This is a genomic window from Nocardia gipuzkoensis (genome assembly GCF_021183645.1).
Classification (GTDB): domain Bacteria; phylum Actinomycetota; class Actinomycetes; order Mycobacteriales; family Mycobacteriaceae; genus Nocardia; species Nocardia abscessus.
Genome location: NZ_CP089225.1, coordinates 489899 through 507369, shown reverse-complemented (window position 1 = coordinate 507369; position 17471 = coordinate 489899). Strand labels below are relative to the sequence as shown.

Annotated in this window: 17 protein-coding genes; 5 read left to right on the top strand and 12 right to left on the bottom strand. The window is 70.1% G+C overall.

Going from position 1 to position 17471, the window contains the following annotated elements; genetic code table 11:
• Positions 1-3 precede the first annotated feature (3 nt).
• Positions 4-942, bottom strand: coding sequence for an EamA family transporter RarD (gene rarD / locus LTT66_RS02320; protein ID WP_233063490.1), 939 nt, complete (start codon positions 940-942; stop codon positions 4-6).
• A gap of 35 nt (positions 943-977) precedes the next feature.
• Between rarD and LTT66_RS02315 the strand changes: the two genes are divergently transcribed.
• Both LTT66_RS02315 and LTT66_RS02310 read left to right on the top strand, forming a co-directional pair.
• On the top strand, positions 978-3401 hold the full coding sequence (locus LTT66_RS02315) for an HAD-IC family P-type ATPase (RefSeq protein ID WP_233063489.1): 2424 nt from the start codon (positions 978-980) through the stop codon (positions 3399-3401).
• 81 nt (positions 3402-3482) lie between these two features.
• Positions 3483-4301, top strand: coding sequence for a PhzF family phenazine biosynthesis protein (locus LTT66_RS02310; RefSeq protein ID WP_195065132.1), 819 nt, complete (start codon positions 3483-3485; stop codon positions 4299-4301).
• A 16-nt stretch (positions 4302-4317) separates the two neighbouring features.
• Here the strand turns inward: LTT66_RS02310 and LTT66_RS02305 are convergent, their stop codons facing one another.
• Genes LTT66_RS02305 through lspA form a run of 3 tightly spaced genes read right to left on the bottom strand, consistent with a single transcriptional unit; the run spans position 4318 to position 6498 of the window.
• Positions 4318-4983, bottom strand: coding sequence for a hypothetical protein (locus LTT66_RS02305; RefSeq protein ID WP_233063488.1), 666 nt, complete (start codon positions 4981-4983; stop codon positions 4318-4320).
• Positions 4976-5902 carry an RluA family pseudouridine synthase gene (locus LTT66_RS02300; RefSeq protein ID WP_233063487.1) on the bottom strand — a complete coding sequence of 309 codons (927 nt, stop codon included), beginning with the start codon at positions 5900-5902 and terminating at the stop codon, positions 4976-4978. The genes LTT66_RS02305 and LTT66_RS02300 overlap by 8 nt, the downstream gene beginning before the upstream one ends.
• On the bottom strand, positions 5899-6498 hold the full coding sequence (gene lspA, locus LTT66_RS02295; protein ID WP_233063486.1) for a signal peptidase II: 600 nt from the start codon (positions 6496-6498) through the stop codon (positions 5899-5901). The genes LTT66_RS02300 and lspA overlap by 4 nt, the downstream gene beginning before the upstream one ends.
• Before the next feature lie 134 nt (positions 6499-6632).
• Between lspA and LTT66_RS02290 the strand changes: the two genes are divergently transcribed.
• The 3 genes from LTT66_RS02290 to LTT66_RS02280 all read left to right on the top strand — a co-directional run bounded on the left by LTT66_RS02290 (position 6633) and on the right by LTT66_RS02280 (position 8851).
• Positions 6633-7586, top strand: coding sequence for a hypothetical protein (locus LTT66_RS02290; protein WP_233063485.1), 954 nt, complete (start codon positions 6633-6635; stop codon positions 7584-7586).
• Positions 7583-8302: a hypothetical protein gene (locus LTT66_RS02285; protein WP_233068958.1), complete on the top strand. Its 720-nt coding sequence runs from the start codon at positions 7583-7585 to the stop codon at positions 8300-8302. The genes LTT66_RS02290 and LTT66_RS02285 overlap by 4 nt, the downstream gene beginning before the upstream one ends.
• 81 nt (positions 8303-8383) lie before the next feature.
• A complete protein-coding gene (locus tag LTT66_RS02280; protein ID WP_233063484.1) occupies positions 8384-8851 on the top strand; it encodes a VOC family protein in 468 nt (155 codons plus the stop codon).
• A 15-nt stretch (positions 8852-8866) separates the two neighbouring features.
• Here LTT66_RS02280 and LTT66_RS02275 read toward each other — a convergent pair whose 3' ends face one another.
• The 8 genes from LTT66_RS02275 to LTT66_RS02240 form a co-directional block, all read right to left on the bottom strand.
• Positions 8867-9307 (bottom strand): QcrA and Rieske domain-containing protein, encoded by a 441-nt coding sequence (locus tag LTT66_RS02275; protein ID WP_233063483.1) that lies wholly within the window; start codon positions 9305-9307, stop codon positions 8867-8869.
• A 201-nt stretch (positions 9308-9508) separates the two neighbouring features.
• Positions 9509-11455, bottom strand: a complete 1947-nt coding sequence (gene acs / locus LTT66_RS02270) for an acetate--CoA ligase (RefSeq protein WP_233063482.1) — start codon at positions 11453-11455, stop codon at positions 9509-9511.
• A 51-nt stretch (positions 11456-11506) separates the two neighbouring features.
• Entirely contained in the window at positions 11507-13144 is a 1638-nt protein-coding gene (locus tag LTT66_RS02265) for a solute symporter family protein (protein ID WP_233063481.1), read from the bottom strand.
• Positions 13141-13497 (bottom strand): DUF485 domain-containing protein, encoded by a 357-nt coding sequence (locus LTT66_RS02260; protein WP_181725726.1) that lies wholly within the window; start codon positions 13495-13497, stop codon positions 13141-13143. The genes LTT66_RS02265 and LTT66_RS02260 overlap by 4 nt, the downstream gene beginning before the upstream one ends.
• A 170-nt stretch (positions 13498-13667) precedes the next feature.
• On the bottom strand, positions 13668-15422 hold the full coding sequence (locus tag LTT66_RS02255; protein ID WP_233063480.1) for a sodium/solute symporter: 1755 nt from the start codon (positions 15420-15422) through the stop codon (positions 13668-13670).
• Positions 15423-15867: 445 nt separating this feature from the next.
• Positions 15868-16233 (bottom strand): hypothetical protein, encoded by a 366-nt coding sequence (locus LTT66_RS02250; protein WP_233063479.1) that lies wholly within the window; start codon positions 16231-16233, stop codon positions 15868-15870.
• Positions 16230-17027: a LytR/AlgR family response regulator transcription factor gene (locus LTT66_RS02245; protein WP_233063478.1), complete on the bottom strand. Its 798-nt coding sequence runs from the start codon at positions 17025-17027 to the stop codon at positions 16230-16232. Before LTT66_RS02245 ends, LTT66_RS02250 begins: the two co-directional genes overlap by 4 nt.
• A 92-nt stretch (positions 17028-17119) precedes the next feature.
• Positions 17120-17362: a hypothetical protein gene (locus tag LTT66_RS02240; RefSeq protein WP_233063477.1), complete on the bottom strand. Its 243-nt coding sequence runs from the start codon at positions 17360-17362 to the stop codon at positions 17120-17122.
• Positions 17363-17471: the final 109 nt, after the last annotated feature.

The following is a 17471-nucleotide window of genomic DNA, read 5'->3' as shown; positions in this document are numbered from 1 at the left end:
GGCTCATGGTATGGACTCGGCATCGTTCGCGTGTGGGTCGGATTCGGTGACATCGTGCGATGCGCGGCGTGCTCGCCGGGTTCGTAGCAGCACGTCGGTGGTGAAGATCGCCAGCGCGGCCCAGATCAGGGCGAAACCGGCCCACCGGGAGGCGGGCATCGGTTCGTGCGCGATGGCGACGCCCCAGGCCATCTGGAGTGCGGGCGTGAGGTACTGCAGTAGGCCCATGGTGGACAGCGCGACCCGCTGGGCCGCCACCGCGAACAGCAGCAGCGGAACGAGGGTGACCGGTCCGGTGGCCGCCATCAGCGCGGTGTGCCCGGGGCTGGAAGTGAATTCGCTGTGCCCGGTGACCGCGAGCCCGATCGCGAACGCCAGCGCGAACGGCACGGCGACGATGCCCTCGGCGGCGATGCCGCGCAGCGCGTCCAACGGGATCACTTTCTTCACCAGACCATAGGTGGCGAAGGAACAGGCCAAGGCCAGGGCGATGATCGGCGGCCTGCCGTAGTCGACCGTGAGCACGGCCACCGCGGTCGCGCCGAGCGTGAGCGCGGCCCACTGGGCCCCGCTCAGCCGCTCGCGGAAGATCACCACGCCGAACGCGACGGTGACCAAGGGGTTGATGAAGTAGCCGAGCGCGCACTCCACGATGTGACCGGAGATGACGCCGTAGACGTACACGCCCCAGTTGAGCGCGATCGCGGCGGAGGCGACGGCCGCCAGGCTCCAGACCCGGCCGCTGATGCCGCGCAACTCGCGTAGGCGCCCGCTCACGGCGAGCGCCGCGAGCACGACGACCAGCGTCCAGATGATCCGCTGCGCCACCACCTCACTCGGGCTCGCGAACGCCAGCAAACCGAAGAACGCGGGGAACAATCCCCACAGGAAGTACGCGCTCGTTCCGAACGTCACACCGGGGATGGACCTGCTTCGCCGCACGAGGACGAACGTAGTTGTCACGTAGCCTTGCGGTCATGTCGATTACCCTGCAGGCCTCGGGCGCCACCGGACTCACCGCCGCCGAGGTCGAGCAACGCCGCCGTGACGGGCGGACCAACGACGTCCCGGATCGGGCGAGCCGCTCGGTTCGCGACATCGTCCGCGCGAACGTCTTCACCAGGATCAACGCCATCCTCGGCGTCCTTTTCGTCCTGGTGCTGGCCACGGGATCGATCATCGACGGCATGTTCGGCCTGCTGATCGTCGCCAACAGCGCGGTCGGCATCATCCAGGAGATCCGGGCCAAACGCACCCTGGACCGGTTGGCCATCGTCAGCCAGGCCAAGCCGACCGTCCGCCGCGACGGCGCGGCCGTCGAGGTCGCGCCGCACGAGGTCGTGCTCGACGACCTGATCGAACTCGGTCCCGGCGACCAGATCGTGGTGGACGGCACGGTCGAGGAGTCCGCGCAGCTCGAGGTGGACGAGTCCTTGCTCACCGGCGAGGCCGATCCGATCGACAAGGCGATCGGCGCCACGGTGATGTCGGGCAGCTACGTGGTCTCCGGGTCCGGCGCCTATCGCGCCACCAAGGTCGGCCGGGACGCCTACGCGGCGCAGCTGGCCGAGGAGGCGAGCAAGTTCACCCTGGTGCACTCCGAACTGCGCAGCGGCATCGACAAGATCCTGAAGTTCATCACCTACCTGCTCATTCCCGCGGGGCTGCTGAGCATCTACAACCAGCTTGTCTCCAGCGAGGAGACCTGGCGGCCCGCGGTCACCGGCATGGTGGCGGCGCTGGTGCCGATGGTGCCCGAGGGACTGGTGCTGATGACGTCGATCGCGTTCGCGGTGGGCGTGGTGCGGCTCGGGCGGCGGCAGTGCCTGGTCCAGGAGTTGCCCGCGATCGAGGGGCTGGCCCGCGTCGACGTGGTGTGCGCGGACAAGACCGGCACGCTGACCGAGAACGGCATGCGGCTGTCGGACATCAAGACGTTGGCGAGCTTCGACGACGGCGAGGTCCGCACCGCGCTGGCCGCGCTGGCCGCCGACGATCCGCGGCCCAACGCGAGCGTGCAGGCGATCGCGGAACAGCTGCCGGACGGTCCCGGCTGGCAGCGCACCGCCGTCGCGCCGTTCTCTTCGGCCAAGAAGTGGAGCGGCTGCTCCTATGGCGAGCACGGCGACTGGCTGCTCGGCGCGCCGGACGTGCTGCTCGACCCGAACTCCGCGGAAGCGCGAGTCGCGGAGGAACTCGGCGCCTCCGGTCTGCGCGTCCTGCTGCTGGCCCGCGGCGACCGTCCGGTGGACGCGCCGGACGCGCCGGGCGTGGTACGGCCCGCCGCCCTGGTGGTGCTGGAGCAGAAGGTCCGGCCCGACGCCCGCGGCACGCTCGACTACTTCGCGAGCCAGGATGTGTCGATCAAGGTCATCTCCGGCGACAACGCCGTGTCGGTCGGCGCGGTGGCCTCCTCGCTCGACCTGCCGGGCGGCGACCGTCCGATCGACGCGCGGGAGCTGCCGGAGGACCGCGACGGACTGGCCGACGTGCTGGATCGCAACACCACCTTCGGACGCGTCCGTCCGGACCAGAAGCGCGCCATGGTGTCGGCTCTGCAATCGCGTGGCCACACCGTGGCGATGACCGGCGATGGGGTCAACGACGTTCTCGCGCTGAAGGATTCGGACATCGGCGTGGCCATGGGCGCGGGCAGCCCGGCGACCAGGGCGGTGGCGCAGATCGTCCTGCTGGACAACAAGTTCGCCACGCTGCCGTACGTGGTCGGCGAAGGGCGCCGGGTGATCGGCAACATCGAGCGGGTGTCGAACCTGTTCCTCACCAAGACCGTCTATTCCGTGCTGCTCGCCTTTCTGGTCGGCGCCGCCGGGGTCGGCTCGCAGATCTTCGGCTATGAGCCCATCGGCTACCCGTTCCTGCCGCGCCACGTCACGATCGCGGCCTGGTTCACCATCGGCATTCCGGCGTTCATCCTCTCGCTCGCGCCCAACAACGAGCGCGCCCGTCCGGGGTTCGTCGGGCGGGTCATGCGGTTGGCCATCCCGTCGGGCGTGGTGATCGGCGGGGCCACCTTCGTCGCGTACCTGATCGCCTACGCCGGGCCGAACGCCGGTGAGGAGCAGAAGGTGCAGGCGGGCACCACCGCCCTCATCACGCTGATCATGATCGCGGTGTGGGTGCTGGCCATCGTCGCCCGGCCGTACGTCTGGTGGAAGGTGGTGCTGATCGCGGTGTCGGTGGCGGCATACGTCTTCTTGTTCACCGTTCCGTTCACCCGCGAGTTCTTCAAACTCGACCCCTCCAACCTCGCGCTCACCGGTGCGGCGGTGGTCTGTGGCCTGGTCGGCATCGTGCTCGTGGAGGCCGTCTGGTGGGTGAGCGCGAGGTTGCGCGGAGACGAGCGGCAACTGTTGCCGAGCTCGCCCGGCGGGGCCGCCTGACAGACTGGACGCCTGACTCGGCGCGCCACGAGAAGCCTTGTGCGAGGCGACCATTCAGAGTTGGAGTACCTTCTGGAGATTATGGAGGTACTGCTGCACCAGATCGACGCGTTCGCCGACGCACCGTTCTCGGGCAACCCGGCCGCGGTGATGCCGCTCCCGTCGTGGCTGCCGGATGCGTTGCTGCAACAGCTGGCCGAGGAGAACAACCTCGCCGAGACCGCGTTCTATACGTCGCAATTACCTCCCGAGGCGGGCGTGCCGCCGGGCGAGTGGCCCGCTTTTCACCTCCGGTGGTTCACACCGCGGGTGGAGGTCGCCCTGTGCGGGCACGCCACCCTGGCCAGCGCCGCGCAGATCCTGGTCGACATGCATCCCGGCGAGGACCGGGTGAGTTTCTACACCCGCAGCGGCTGGCTGCACGTCGACCGCACCGACGACGACGAGTTCGTCCTCGATCTGCCTGCCGTGCCGAGCATTCCGGTGCAGCCCGATCCGGCGCTCGTCGCGGCGCTCGGGGTGCGCCCGGTGCGCGCGTATTCCGGCACCGACGAGGTGCTCGTCGTGGCGACCGAACAGGAGGTGCGCGATATCGCGCCGGTGCTCTCGGCGTTCCCCGCGCTGCCGCGCGGCACAATCGTCACCGCGCCCGGCGACTCGGTCGACTTCGTCTCCCGGTTCTTCGCCCCCGGCGTGGGCGTCCCGGAGGATCCGGTCACGGGCTCCGCGCACGCCCAGCTGGTTCCGCTGTGGAGCGAGCGGCTCGGCCGCACCGAACTGCGGGCCAGGCAGCTCTCGCGCCGCGGAGGAAGCTTGCGGTGCGAACTGACCGGCGACCGGGTGCTCCTGTTCGGACGATGCCGCCGCTACCTCGATGGAGTCGTCACCCTGCCGGACTGAGACCGGCGAGCGACGCTCACGGCTCCGGGACAGGCCCGTCGTCAGGGCCTGGCAGGACCACGTCGCGGTAGTCGGGCAGCAGCGGTACCACCGCGAAGCTGCCCGCCACGGCGTCGGGGGGGAGCGCCTGGACCGCGCGGATACCGTTCTGGACGGCCAGGTTCCGCAGTTGCGCCGGGGTACCTCGCACGACGAGCCCGACGACGCAGGCGCAGCCGCCCCGCAGTCGTGCGGCGGAGACTTCGACCACCCGCGCGGAGCGGTCGTCGGCGGGTCGCGGTAGCAGCCAGGCCGCGTACGGCGCCGAATCCACCGCCGCGGCAATGCCTTGCGGGACCGGCACGACGACCAGGGGCGTCTGCACGCGGGGAATCGGCACCCGGTAGAGCACCTGGGCGATGCGCAATCCGCCGCTGTGCGCGGGAATCTGTGCGGGGACCAAAGGTTCGGTGAACGACACCAGCGCCCAATGCTGTTCGTCGTCCCGCGCGGTCAGCGAATCACCGGACCGGGCAAGGTAATCCGCGACCTGCTCGCCCCGGTCGGGTCCCAGCCGGTCGGTGGACACCGGGGCTCGGTACGGCGGATTCAGCGCCCCGAGCGCGAAGACCAACGCGACCAAGGCGACCGCCGCCGCGCCGAGGAGCACCCGGCGCCACGGCGGCACCCGGCGCTCAGGCATCGCGCAGGACGTCCAGCGCGTGTGTCAGGTCGTCGGGGTACTCGCTGGTGATCTCCAGGTAGCGGCCGTCCGCGGGATGCTGGAAACTCAGCGCCCGGGCGTGCAGCCACTGGCGTTGCAGCCCGAGCCGCTCGGCCAGGCGCGGGTCCGCGCCGTAGGTGAGATCGCCGCAGCAGGGGTGGCGGATCGCGGAGAAATGCACCCGGATCTGATGGGTGCGCCCGGTCTCCAGGTGGATGTCCAGCAGGCTGGCCGATTGGAACGCCTCGACGGTGTCGTAGTGCGTGATGCTCGGGCGACCGTCGGCGGTGACCGCGAACTTCCAGTCGTTGCCGCGGGCCCGGCCGATCGGGGCGTCGATGGTGCCGCTGCTCGGGTCCGGATGCCCCTGCACCAGCGCGTGATACCGCTTGTCCACGGTGCGCTGCTTGAAGGCGCGCTTGAGCACCGTGTACGCGTGCTCGGACTGCGCCACCACCATCACTCCGGAGGTGCCGACGTCGAGGCGGTGCACGATGCCCTGCCGTTCGTGGGCGCCCGAGGTGGAGATGCGGTACCCGGCCGCGGCCAGCCCGCCCACGACGGTCGGCCCGCTCCAGCCGACGCCGGTGTGCGCGGCCACGCCGACCGGTTTGTCGACCGCGACGATGTCGTCGTCGGCGTAGAGGATCTTCATGCCCTCCACCGGTTCGGCCTCGATGGTCAGTTCCCGCTTCGGCTCGGGGAAGACCACCTCGAGCCAGGCGCCCGCGGTCAGCCGGTCGGACTTGCCCGCGGCGAGGCCGTCGAGTTGCACCGAGCCTTCTTCGGCGAGCGCGGCCACCGCGGTGCGGGACAGGCCGAGCAGCCGGGCCAGGCCCGCGTCCACGCGCATACCGTCGAGCCCGTCGGGGACGGGCATGGTCCTGGTTTCCCTCATGCCGCGCTGCCCTCGCTCGCTGCGCCGGGCTTGTCGTGGCCCACCCGGGTGCCGTTCGGTTCGAAACCCAAGACGGTCAGCACCACCAGCAGGATCGCCCCGCACACGATGGCCGAGTCGGCGACGTTGAACACCGGCCACCAGCCGACCGCGACGAAATCCACCACGTGTCCCTGGAGCGGGCCGGGCGCACGGAACAGCCGGTCCATCAGGTTGCCGAGCGCGCCGCCGAGCACCAAGCCCAGGCCGATGGCCCACCCCAGCGAGCGCAGTGTGCGGCCGATGCGCACCACACCGACGACGACGGCGGCGGCCACCAGGGTCAGCAACCAGGTCATGCCGGTGGCCATGGAGAACGCCGCGCCCGGATTGCGCACCAGGCTCAGGCGCGCGAAATCACCGATGATCGGCACCGGATCGCCCGGTGTGAGGTTTGCGACCACGAGGGTCTTGGTGAGCAGGTCCAGGCCGAGCACGACGGCGGCGAGGACGAGCAGCGTCCGCAAGCGCTGTGGTGGAGCCGACGAGGTCGTCGGATCGGCGGTGTTCGCAGGGCTTTCCTCGGGCGGCCGGTCGTCACTCACGCCGACCATCATCTCTCGAGCGTGATCAGGCCCGGTGCGCGCCGTCCGATTGCCGCGGTCCGCGGCCGGCGGTCGTGGTCGCGCGGCACGCCGACCGGCGCGTGCCCGCATGTCCCAGCCCACGCTCAGGAAGCGGTCGTACCCTGATGCACGTGACGGTGTTGTCTTCCCCCCACCTTCCTCGGATCGCGCGCTCGGGTGTGCTGCTCATGGTGCTCGCGGTCGGGCTCTCGGCGTTCGGTGTCGGTTGCGGCGACGGCGCCGAATCGCTCGGCGAACCCGACGGAACCGAGCCGCTGGGAATCGGCAAGGAAGTGACGGTGCCGATCGCGGCCGCGGTAGCCACGGTCGAATCGGCCGGTGCCGAGCCGAGGTCGCTGCTGCGGCCGGAGTATCCGGCGGGCACCGCGCAGCGGGTCACGCTGTACACCGCGCACCACATCGAACAGCAGATCGACGAACAGCCGAAGCGCGACTTCTCCACCCCCGCGCTGACCATTCCGATGACCGCGCAGACAACCGCGGAGGGCATCGATCTGACTCTCGGCACGGTCACCTCGCCGGACCCGACGCTGGCCAAGGCGCTGACCAAGATCGGCGGCTCGCACGCCGGGTTCGATCTCAGCGATCTGGGCACGATCACCGCACTGCGGCTCGAGCCTGCTCCGGACGCGTCCAACACCGCTCGCGCCGCCCTCGAGCAAGCGTTCTACCAGGCCGTCTATCGCTCGATCGCCTTTCCGGACGAGCCCGTCGGCGAGGGCGCGGTGTGGACGGTGCGCCAGGAGGTCACCGGCGGCGTGCTGCTCGACCAGGTGACCACCGCGACGCTGAGCAAGCGCGAGGGAGACCGGCTCACCATCGAACTGCACGTCACGCAGAAGCCCAAGTCGCCGGCGTGGAACCTGCCGAACAACGCGGGCACCCTGGACATCCGGGACTACGTGATGCAGGGCGCGGGCACCATCACGGTGGACCTCGGATTGCCCCTGCCGGTGGCGGGGTCCATCACCGTCGGCGGTCATCAGGCCTACCGCGACCCGAACAGCGGCAGCACGCTGCGGCAGACGATCGATACGCAGGTGTCGTGGACCGAATGATCCCTGCCCGCGGCCTGTTGGCGGCGCTCGCGCCCCTTGTGGTCGTCGCCGGATGCGGCTCGCAGGACCATGCGGCGGCCGGGCCGCCCGATCTTCCGGCGCTGGGGCCGGTGGTGGCCGCGGCCCCGGTGACCACGGGCCCCGAGACCGATTCCGCACGGCTGCGCGATCGCTTGCTCGGCGACGCCGACCTACCCGCGGGCTTCACCGCGCTCCCGCCGCCCGCCGACGCCGAAGGGGGCGCTATCGGCGCCGCACCGACGAATCCGGCGGAATGCGGGAAGGTGCTCGCCCCGATCGGGACGCAACGCACCGGCGCGCTCGCACAGGCATCCACGCAATTCGCCGGACCGAATTTCTCCAGCATCGATATCGACGCGGCCAGTTATTCGCCGGACACTGTCGGGGCCGCATTTTCGGACGTGCAGGAAATGCTGCGTCGCTGCGCGCACTATGCCAGCGCCGACGACTCCGACATCCCGGTGGTCTACCGCATCGGCGGGCTCGACCAGCCGTCCGCGGGCGATGCGGGCGCCCCCTTCCAGGTGCGCACCACCAGCGACGACCTGACGCTCGGGTCGTCGGTGACGATCGTCCAGGTGGGAAGCACGTTGGTGCAGGTCGCGGTGACCGCACCGGAGTCGGTGGACCCCGGTGTGCTCAGCGCGCTCACCGCGGCCCAGGTGCGTCGGCTGCGCGGTGTGGCGGGTCCGTGATTTCCGACGATCCGGCCACCTGCGGCGGTCGCGGGAATAGGCTCGACATGGTCCGACACAAGCCTCGACCGGAGGTTCCCCATGTCTGATGTCAAACCCATCCCCGATGGATATCCGGTGGTCTCGCCCGGGCTGGCGATCGACGGTGCGGCGGCGGCGATCGATTTCTACAAGAACGTCCTCGGCGCCACCGAGCGCATGCGAATGCCCGGGCCGGGCGGCAAGATCGCGCATTGCGAGCTGATGTTCGGCAATTCCGTCGTCATGCTCGGCGATCCCGCGCCCGATATGGATTTCCTCGATCCGAAGACGGTGGGCGGCACCCCCGTCAACCTGTACGTGTACGTCGAGGATGCCGACGCCGCCTTCGCCGCCGCGCTGGCCGCGGGCGCCAGGGAACTCACGCCCGTGACCACGCAGTTCTACGGCGACCGCAGCGGCGCCTTCGAGGACCCGTGGGGTCACCGCTGGACGGTGGCCACACACGTGGAGGACGTGCCGCCCGACGAGATGGACCGCCGGATGGCCGAGTTGTTCGGCGGCGCCTGAACCCGGCCGTTCGATTCACCCCGCGACAACCGAATCACCGTCGACCCGAATGTTTCGCGGGGAGAGGGGTTTGGTGGCCGGGCCGTTGGCAACTGAGCCGTCCAGCGCGAACTTGCTGCCGTGGCAGGCGCAGTTGATGGTGCCCCCGGACACCGAGGCGAGCTTGCATCCCGCGTGCGTGCACACCGAGGAGAGCCCGAGGAAGCTGCCCGGGCTGGGCTGGGTGACCACGGTGTCACCGACGATCACGCCGCCACCGACGGGGATGTCCGCCGTTCTGGCGAGCGCGTTCGCGGGCCGGCCCGCGTCGGCCGGCCGGTCTGCCGGAGCGGCGGGAGCGGGATTCGGCGTGGCGCAGGCGGCGAGCGCCGCAGCGGCGGCGACGCCCGCACCGGCGGCAACCACAGCGCGGCGGCTGTGGGGTTGTTCGTCGAAGGTCATGTCGGGTCGCTTCATCGGATCTCCTCGAAGGCGCGGCCGACATTGTGTCGGTGCCGCTTTCGCCTCGTCAACGGAGTAGGGCAGCCCTACGGTTCACTCCGGTGTGCTCATCCGTCGCTACCGGGCGTGTCTGGGGACAGCGGCGCGGCCGAGGAGGGTGCGGCGGACCCGGACCCCCTCATCTGCTTTGTGGCCGGGTCCGCCGCTCCGGTGTGGTTACCCGCGGGCGATCGATTCGAACACCTTGGGGTCGACCAGGGTGGAGGTGTCGCCGAGTTCGCGTCCTTCGGCGATGTCGCGTAGGAGGCGGCGCATGATTTTGCCGCTGCGGGTTTTGGGGAGTTCGGGGACGATGTGGATTTCGCGGGGTCGGGCGATGGGGCTGATTTCGCGGGCGACTTCGTTTTTGAGGTCGTTGATGAGTGTGGTGCCGGTGTTTTGTGTTTCGGCTGTGAGGATGACGAAGGCGACGATGCCTTGGCCGGTGGTGGGGTCGGTGGCGCCGACGACGGCGGCTTCGGCGACGGTGTGGTGGCCGACGAGGGCGGATTCGACTTCGGCGGTGGAGATTCGGTGGCCGGAGATGTTCATGACGTCGTCGACGCGGCCGAGGATCCACAGGTCGCCGTCGGTGTCGAGTTTGGCGCCGTCGCCTGCGAAGTACCAGCCTTGTTCGGCGAAGCGTTCCCAGTAGGTGGTTTTGTAGCGTTGCATGTCGCCCCAGATGCCGCGCAGCATGGACGGCCAGGGTTGGTCGAGTACGAGGTAGCCGTTGGCTTCGGTTTCGCCGCGGTGTACTGGTGTGGCTTCTTCGTCGACGACTTGGGCGGAGATGCCGGGTAGTGGGGTCATGGCGGCGCCGGGTTTGGTGGCGGTGACGCCGGGTAGTGGGGAGATCATGATGGCGCCGGTTTCGGTCTGCCACCAGGTGTCCACGATGGGGGTGCGACCCGCGCCGATGACTTCGCGGTACCAGCGCCAGGCTTCGGGGTTGATGGGTTCGCCGACCGAGCCCAGGAGCCGGATGCTGGACAGGTCGTGGGCGGCGGGGATTTCTCGGCCCCATTTCATGAAGGTGCGTACCAGGGTGGGGGCGGTGTAGTAGATGGTGACGCCGTATTTTTCGATGATCTGCCAGTGGCGGTGTTCGTCGGGGTAGTTGGGGGTGCCTTCGTAGACGATCTGGGTGGTGCGGTTGGCGAGGGGGCCGTAGACGATGTAGCTGTGTCCGGTGACCCAGCCGATGTCGGCGGTGCACCAGTAGATGTCTTGGGCGGGTTTGTGGTCGAAGACGGTGTGGTGGGTGTAGGCGGTTTGGGTGAGGTAGCCGCCGGTGGTGTGGAGGATGCCTTTGGGTTTTCCGGTGGTGCCGGAGGTGTAGAGGATGAACAGGGGGTGTTCGGCGTCGAAGGGTTGGGGTTGGTGGGTGGGTGAGGCGGGGGTGATGGTGTCGTGCCACCACAGGTCGCGGCCGTGGGTCCAGGGGACCTCGATGCCGGTGCGGCGCACGACCAGGACGTGTTCGACGGTGGTGGGGTCATCACCGAGTGCTTCGTCGACGGCGGCTTTGAGGGGGGCGGGGTTGCCGCGTCGCCATTGTCCGTCGGTGGTGATGACCAGGCGTGCGCCGGCGTCGTCTACGCGTTGGCGCAGCGCGGTGGGGGAGAAGCCGGCGAAGACGACGGAGTGGGTCAGGCCCAGGCGGGCGCAGGCGAGCATGGAGATGATGGCTTCGGGCACCATCGGCATGTAGATCGCGACCCGGTCTGTGGTGGTGAGGCCGAGTGCGGTCAGGGCGTTGGCGGCCCGGCAGACCTCGTCGTGGAGTTCGCGGTAGGTGATGGCGCGGGAGTCGCCGGGTTCGCCTTCCCAGTGGATGGCGACCTGGTCGCCGTGTCCGTCCAGGACGTGGCGGTCCACGCAGTTGTAGGCGACGTTGAGTGTGCCGCCGACGAACCACTTCGCCACCGGCGCCTCACTCCAATCCAGCACCTGTGTCCACGGCTGCTCCCAGTGCAGCCTGCGGGCCTGCTCGGCCCAGAACTCCAGCCGATCGGCCGCCGCCCGGTCGTACAACGCCGCGCCCGCGTTCGCCGCCGCGGCGAACTCCGGGTCGGGCGGGTAGGCGGTGGTGTCGCGGTCATCGGTGGTTGCGCTGGTCACGCGATATCTCCTAACGAAAGAGCGAGGGGGACGAGGAATGCCGGGCAGCGATCAGTGCGCCACCGCCTTTTCGGCGCCGACGCCGGTGAGCGAACGAACCTCCATCTCCGCCGCCTTGGCCGTATCCTCGGACTTGCCGCCGACGAAGGTTCCGATGACGCCGAGCACGAACGCCAGCGGGATGGAGACGATGCCCGGATTGGACAGCGGGAACCAGTCGAAGTCCGAGCCGGGGAGCATGGCGGACTTGGAGCCGGAGACGGCGGGGGAGAACACGATCAGCACGATCGTCGAGATCAGGCCGCCGTACATGCTCCACAGCGCGCCGGTGGTGTTGAAGCGCCGCCAGAACAGCGAGAACAGGATGGTCGGCAGGTTCGCCGACGCCGCGACCGCGAACGCCAGCGCCACCAGGAAGGCGACGTTCTGTCCGTTGGCCAGGATGCCCAGCGCGATGGCCAGCACGCCGATCACCACCGCGGTGATGCGGGAGACCCGGACCTGTTCGCGCTCACCGGCTTTGCCCCGCTTGATGACGCTGGCGTAGATGTCGTGCGCGAACGACGCCGACGCCGTGATGGTCAGGCCGGCGACCACCGCGAGGATGGTGGCGAAGGCGACCGCGGAGATCACGCCGAGCAGCACCACGCCGCCGAGTTCGAAGGCCAGTAGCGGCGCGGCCGAATTCTGCCCGCCCGCGGCCGCCAGGATGCGGTCCGGCCCGACGATCGCCGCCGCGCCGTAGCCGAGCACCAGGGTGAAGAGGTAGAACGCGCCGATCAGGCCGATCGCCCAGACCACCGATCGCCGCGCCTCTTTGGCGGTGGGCACGGTGTAGAAGCGCATCAGCACGTGCGGCAGGCCCGCCGTGCCGAGCACCAGTGCCAGGCCGAGGGACAGGAAGTTCAGCTTCGAGGTCTCGCTGCCGCCGTACTGCGCGCCGGGAGCGAGCACGTCGCGCGCGGCGACCGCCTTGTTCGCCGAACCGGTCACCGCTTCCTGCGCGCCGCCGAGAATGTCGGAGAAGTTGAAACCGAACTTGGCGAACACCATCACGGTCATCAGCGCCGCGCCGACGATCAGCAGCACCGCCTTGATGATCTGCACCCACGTGGTGCCCTTCATGCCGCCGACCAGCACGTACACGATCATCAACACGCCGACCACGGCGATCACCACGGACTGCCCGGTCTTGTCGGAGATGTCCAGTAGCAGTGCGACGAGACCGCCCGCGCCCGCCATCTGCGCGAGCAGGTAGAACAGCGACACCGTCAGCGTGGACAGTGCGGCGGCGGTGCGTACCGGGCCTTCTTTGAGCCGGAAGCTGAGCACGTCGGCCATGGTGAATTTGCCGGTGTTGCGCAGCATTTCGGCGACCAGCAGCAGCGCGACCAGCCAGGCGACCAGGAATCCGATGGAGTAGAGGAACCCGTCGTAGCCGTAGACCGCGATGGCGCCCGCGATGCCGAGGAAGCTCGCGGCCGAGAGGTAGTCGCCCGCGATGGCGATGCCGTTCTGCGGGCCGGAGAAGCCGCGCCCTCCGGTGAAATAGTCGGCGGCGGTGGCGTTGTTCCGGCTGGCCCGGATCACCACGATCATCGTGATCGCGACGAAGACGCCGAAGATGGCGATATTGGCGACCGGGTTGCCGACCGTGGCCGCCGCGGCGTAGGTGTGCACGGTGTTCACGCGCGGTCTCCCTCGAGGTAGGCGCGGATGCTCGCCGCCCGCGGATCCAGTTCCCGGTTGGCGAACCGGACGTACAGCGCGGTGATGGCGAAGGTGGAGACGAACTGGCCGAGGCCCAGCAGCAATCCGACGTTGATTTCGCCGAACACCTGGCGGCTCATGAAGTCGTGCGCGTAGGCGCCGAGCAGCACGTAACCGAGGTACCAGAGCAGGAACAGTGCGGTCATCGGAAACACGAAGCGGCGCAGGCGCGTTCGCAGTTCCTGGAATTGGGGGCTCGCCTGGACTTCAGCGAATTCTGCTGCGCTCGGCGCGCGCCGCGGTGCGGTGCCGTCGAGGTCGATACTGGTCATGATGGTCCTACCGAGTGACGTGGCTTACTTCTCGGGGACGGTAAGCCAGGCATACGGGCCGCCAGTAGGCTGTGGTGTGGGTCACTCCGTGAAGGTGGCCGAATCTGCGGTGAGCGGTCGATGCGGCGCGACGAACGGTCGGCCCCGGTGGCGGGCGCGGGGGTCGCCGATCAGTCCGAGCGCAGGCTCCGCTCGCGGTCCGCGCCCATGCCCAGTCGTTCCGGCGCGTGCATCCGGACGAAGATCCGGCTCACGGCCCTGGCGTCCAGCCGCCGGGTGAACGCGCTCACCAGCACCATGGTGGCGAACGCCAACGGCACGCTGATCGCTGCCGGGTAGCTCAGGAGCGCCGCGGGCCAGCCGCCCGCCACATCGTCGGAGAACCCGCCGGTGACCGAGACCGCGGTCGCGGTGCCCGCCGCCAGCCCGCCCGCGACCAGACCGGCCGCCGCGCCCGCCGCGGTCAGTCCACGCCACCAGATGCCGAGGACCAGCAGCGGGCACAGCGTGGAGGCGGCCACGGCGAAGGCCAGGCCGACGGTGCGGGACAGATCCAGCGACACCACGGTCAGCGACAGCGCCAGCGGGACAGCCCCGGCGGCCAGCGCCGCGGTGCGGAAGTCGCGAATCCGCCCACGCAGCATGTCGGTGCTGAGCACACCCGCGATGCTCACCAGCAGTCCGGACGAGGTGGACAGGAACGCGGCGATCGCGCCCGCCGCGGCCAGCGCGGCGAGCAGCTGACCCCCCAGCCCGGCGACCACCGATCCGGGCAGCAGTACCACCGCGGCGTCGGAGGTTCCGGTGATCAGCAGTTGCGGCACGTACAGCCGCGCGAAAACGCCCAGCAGGACCGGGAACAGGTAGAACAACCCGACCAGGCCGATCACGGCGAGCGCCGTGGCGCGGGCCGCCCGCCCGTCGGGGTTGGTGTAGAAGCGCACCAGCACGTGCGGCAGGCCCATGGTGCCGAGGAAGGTCGCGAGGATCAGCGAATAGACCTGATAGGTCGGATGCGGTCCGCCCAGCCCGCCGCCCGCCGCCAGCCAGCCCGCACCGTCCGCGGGTGCGCCCGCGACCACCGGCACCGCGGCCCCCGCCTCGAGCTCCAACCGCGTGCCCGCGGCCAGCTCGTGCGTGCCCGGTGTCAGCGGCACCGGGCCGTCGACCGCGCGATCGTCGAGGGTTCCCGTGATCGACACCTGCTGCGGCGCGCCGACCCGCACCACCACGTCGGTGGTCACGTCGACCGTGGTGCGTTCGGACACCACCGGCGGCGCGGGCGCGCCCAGTTCCCGCTCGTCGGCGAGGAAGTGCCCGAGCAGCACCAGCGCCGGGAGGGCCACAGCGGTCAGTTTCAGCCAATACTGGAACGCCTGGACCAGCGTGATCGAGCGCATCCCGCCGCCGACCACGTTGGCGAGCACGATCGCGCCCACGGCCACCGCGCCCACCCAGTCCGGCACCCCGAGCAGGATGTGCAGCGTCAGGCCCGCCCCCTGGAATTGCGGGATCAGGTAGACCGCGCAGATGAGCACCACGACGGTGGCCGCGAGCCTGCGCAAACGCAGTGAGCCCAAACGGAATTCGGCGAAGTCGGGCACCGTGTACGCGCCGGAGCGGCGCAGCGGGGCGGCGACGAAAAGCAGCAGCGCCAGGTATCCGGCGGTGAAGCCCACCGGGTACCACAGCGCGTCCGCTCCGTATTTCGCGATCAATCCGGCGACACCGAGGAACGATGCCGCGGAGAGGTATTCGCCGGAGATCGCCGCCGCGTTCCAGCGCGGCCCCACGCTGCGCGACGCGACCAGGAAGTCGGAGGTGGTGCGGGCCAGCCGCACGCCGTACGCGCCGATCGCGACGGTCGCCAGCGCCGCGAGGACGAGCGCCGCCACTGTCAGCGCGGGCGCCGCGCCCGACGTCACGGCGCACCCGCGGGCAGGTCGGCCGGATCCACGCGATCCCTCGTACCCGCGACATATCGGCAGGCGGGCGCGCGGGACGGTTCGATGGGTGATGCGGCCCGCGTCGTCGGTGTGGTCGGAGCGCCTAGGTCCGAGGGAGTTCGCGCCGAACGCCGGATCCCGCAGCTCTTGTCGGGTGCGGCCGGGTCGGTGCGGTACCCGGTCCTCGCGGTATCTGGGGTGGTGGGTGTGCGAAGCGGTTCGGTGGGCGATGCTGCCCGGGTGGCCGATGTGGTCGAGGCGCCTGTGCCCGAGGGAGTTCGCCGCGAACGCCGGATCCCCCCGCTTCGGCCGGGTAACCGGCGCGTATGCGCGCCGGTCGGACCGCACGTTTGATCAGATCCCACGTTCGTGCGGGCGAAGCCGATCGTCCGCACCGCGGAAGGTACTCCGGCCGGGCGCATCGTCAGTCCTCGGCCAGTTCGAGGAAGTCCTGCTCATTGCGTTCGGCCAGGCGCACATACGTCCGGCCGATCAGGAACAGCAACGGGTACACGGCCCCGCCGAGCAGCAGCCACGGCAACCGGATGCCCAGCACCGTGATCGAGCCGATCGAGCCGGTGCGGAACAGCACCGGTAGCGCGCACAGCAGCGCGATGCTCACCAAGCCGACGCGCAGCGCGAGCCCGAGTTGCGCGCGGATCAGACCACCGATGAGCGCTTCGCCGAACTCCGTCTGCTCGGCGACCTCGACTCTCGTGCGCACCCGCCGCGCGCCCCGCCGCTCGGAGAGCACGACGCGTGCGCGTACCGGGCGCTGCGGCCCGGTCACTGATTGCCCCAGCGTTGCCGGGGTGGGTGCACCAGCCGATGTTTCAGCTCGCGCACCTGTCTTCGGCTGACCGGCAACTCGACCGCCTGCGCGTCACCCTCGGCCCGCAGGCACACCACCGTTCCGGAGCCCACCGTGCGCAGCCCGGTGACCAGCCGCAGCGCCACCAGATACGACCGGTGCACCCGCAGGAAGCCTGCGTCGTGCCAGCGGGCCTCCAGCGCCGACAGCGGAATCCGCACCAGGTGCGATCCGCCGCTGGTGTGCAGCCGCGCGTAGTCCCCGTCGGCTTCCACCCAGCTCACGCTGGACCTCGGCACCAACGTGGTCACCCCGCCCAACTCCACGGGAATGACCTCGCTCGGATCGGTGCGCGCCGCGGCGGCGGGCGGGTGCGGGGCGGTGCGCGCGGCGGCGATCCGCCGCACCGCCTCCGCGAGCCGTGCCTCGCGCAGCGGCTTGAGCAGGTAATCCACCGCGCCCAGGTCGAACGCCGCGATCGCCCGGTCGTCGTGGGCGGTCACGAAGACCACGGCGGGCGCGCTGGCGAACTCCGAGAGGATGCCCGCCAGCTCCATCCCGTCCAGGCCGGGCATGTTGATGTCCAGGAACACCGCGTCGATCGGATGGGCGCGCAGCACCCGCAGCGCGCTGGTGGCGTCGCCCGCCGGGTGGATCTCGCCGATCTCCGCCCGCGCGCGCAGCAGATACACCAGCTCGTCCAGAGCGGGTTTCTCGTCGTCCACGGCGAGCACGCGCAGCGCGCCCGCCGGTCTGCCGGTAGCGCGGGTCACAATCGCTCCATCGTAAGGGCCCGCCGTCGGGCCGCGAACAGCATGCCCCCGGCGCGACCAGCTCCGCTCTCCGGCGTCGGCGCGCTGCATCCTCATGTCCGGATGGCCGCGCTGCCTGCGGGCGCCGCGCGCTGCCTCCTCATGCCCGGATGCCAGGAGAGCGGGGTCCAGTGCCGTTTGTAGTGCCCCTGCGGTACCGGCCGATCGGCGTCCTTCTCGGCCGCCGCGCCCGCCGCCGGCTTCGTTTTGCCGGTGCCGGTGCCGGTGATGTACCGGATGGCCTCGCCGCCATGAACGACCACCTGGCACGTGACCGCGGCGGTGTGTCGCGCCACGAACTCGACCTGACCAGCCGCCGCGAGATCAACCGTAGCCGGTGCAACCGCGCCAGCCGTGGCCACACTCGATGCGGGCGAACTTCCGATTCGTCCGACCCTTCATTTA

What these genes read in the sequence shown, in the direction of transcription:
- LTT66_RS02315 (WP_233063489.1), top strand. Translation starts at nt 978, where the DNA reads ATGTCGATTACCCTGCAGGCCTCGGGCGCCACCGGACTCACCGCCGCC.
- lspA (WP_233063486.1), bottom strand. Translation starts at nt 6,498, where the DNA reads ATGATGGTCGGCGTGAGTGACGACCGGCCGCCCGAGGAAAGCCCTGCG.
- LTT66_RS02305 (WP_233063488.1), bottom strand. Translation starts at nt 4,983, where the DNA reads ATGCCTGAGCGCCGGGTGCCGCCGTGGCGCCGGGTGCTCCTCGGCGCG.
- LTT66_RS02290 (WP_233063485.1), top strand. Translation starts at nt 6,633, where the DNA reads ATGCACGTGACGGTGTTGTCTTCCCCCCACCTTCCTCGGATCGCGCGC.
- LTT66_RS02300 (WP_233063487.1), bottom strand. Translation starts at nt 5,902, where the DNA reads ATGAGGGAAACCAGGACCATGCCCGTCCCCGACGGGCTCGACGGTATG.
- LTT66_RS02285 (WP_233068958.1), top strand. Translation starts at nt 7,583, where the DNA reads ATGATCCCTGCCCGCGGCCTGTTGGCGGCGCTCGCGCCCCTTGTGGTC.
- LTT66_RS02310 (WP_195065132.1), top strand. Translation starts at nt 3,483, where the DNA reads ATGGAGGTACTGCTGCACCAGATCGACGCGTTCGCCGACGCACCGTTC.
- LTT66_RS02280 (WP_233063484.1), top strand. Translation starts at nt 8,384, where the DNA reads ATGTCTGATGTCAAACCCATCCCCGATGGATATCCGGTGGTCTCGCCC.
- LTT66_RS02260 (WP_181725726.1), bottom strand. Translation starts at nt 13,497, where the DNA reads ATGACCAGTATCGACCTCGACGGCACCGCACCGCGGCGCGCGCCGAGC.
- LTT66_RS02275 (WP_233063483.1), bottom strand. Translation starts at nt 9,307, where the DNA reads ATGAAGCGACCCGACATGACCTTCGACGAACAACCCCACAGCCGCCGC.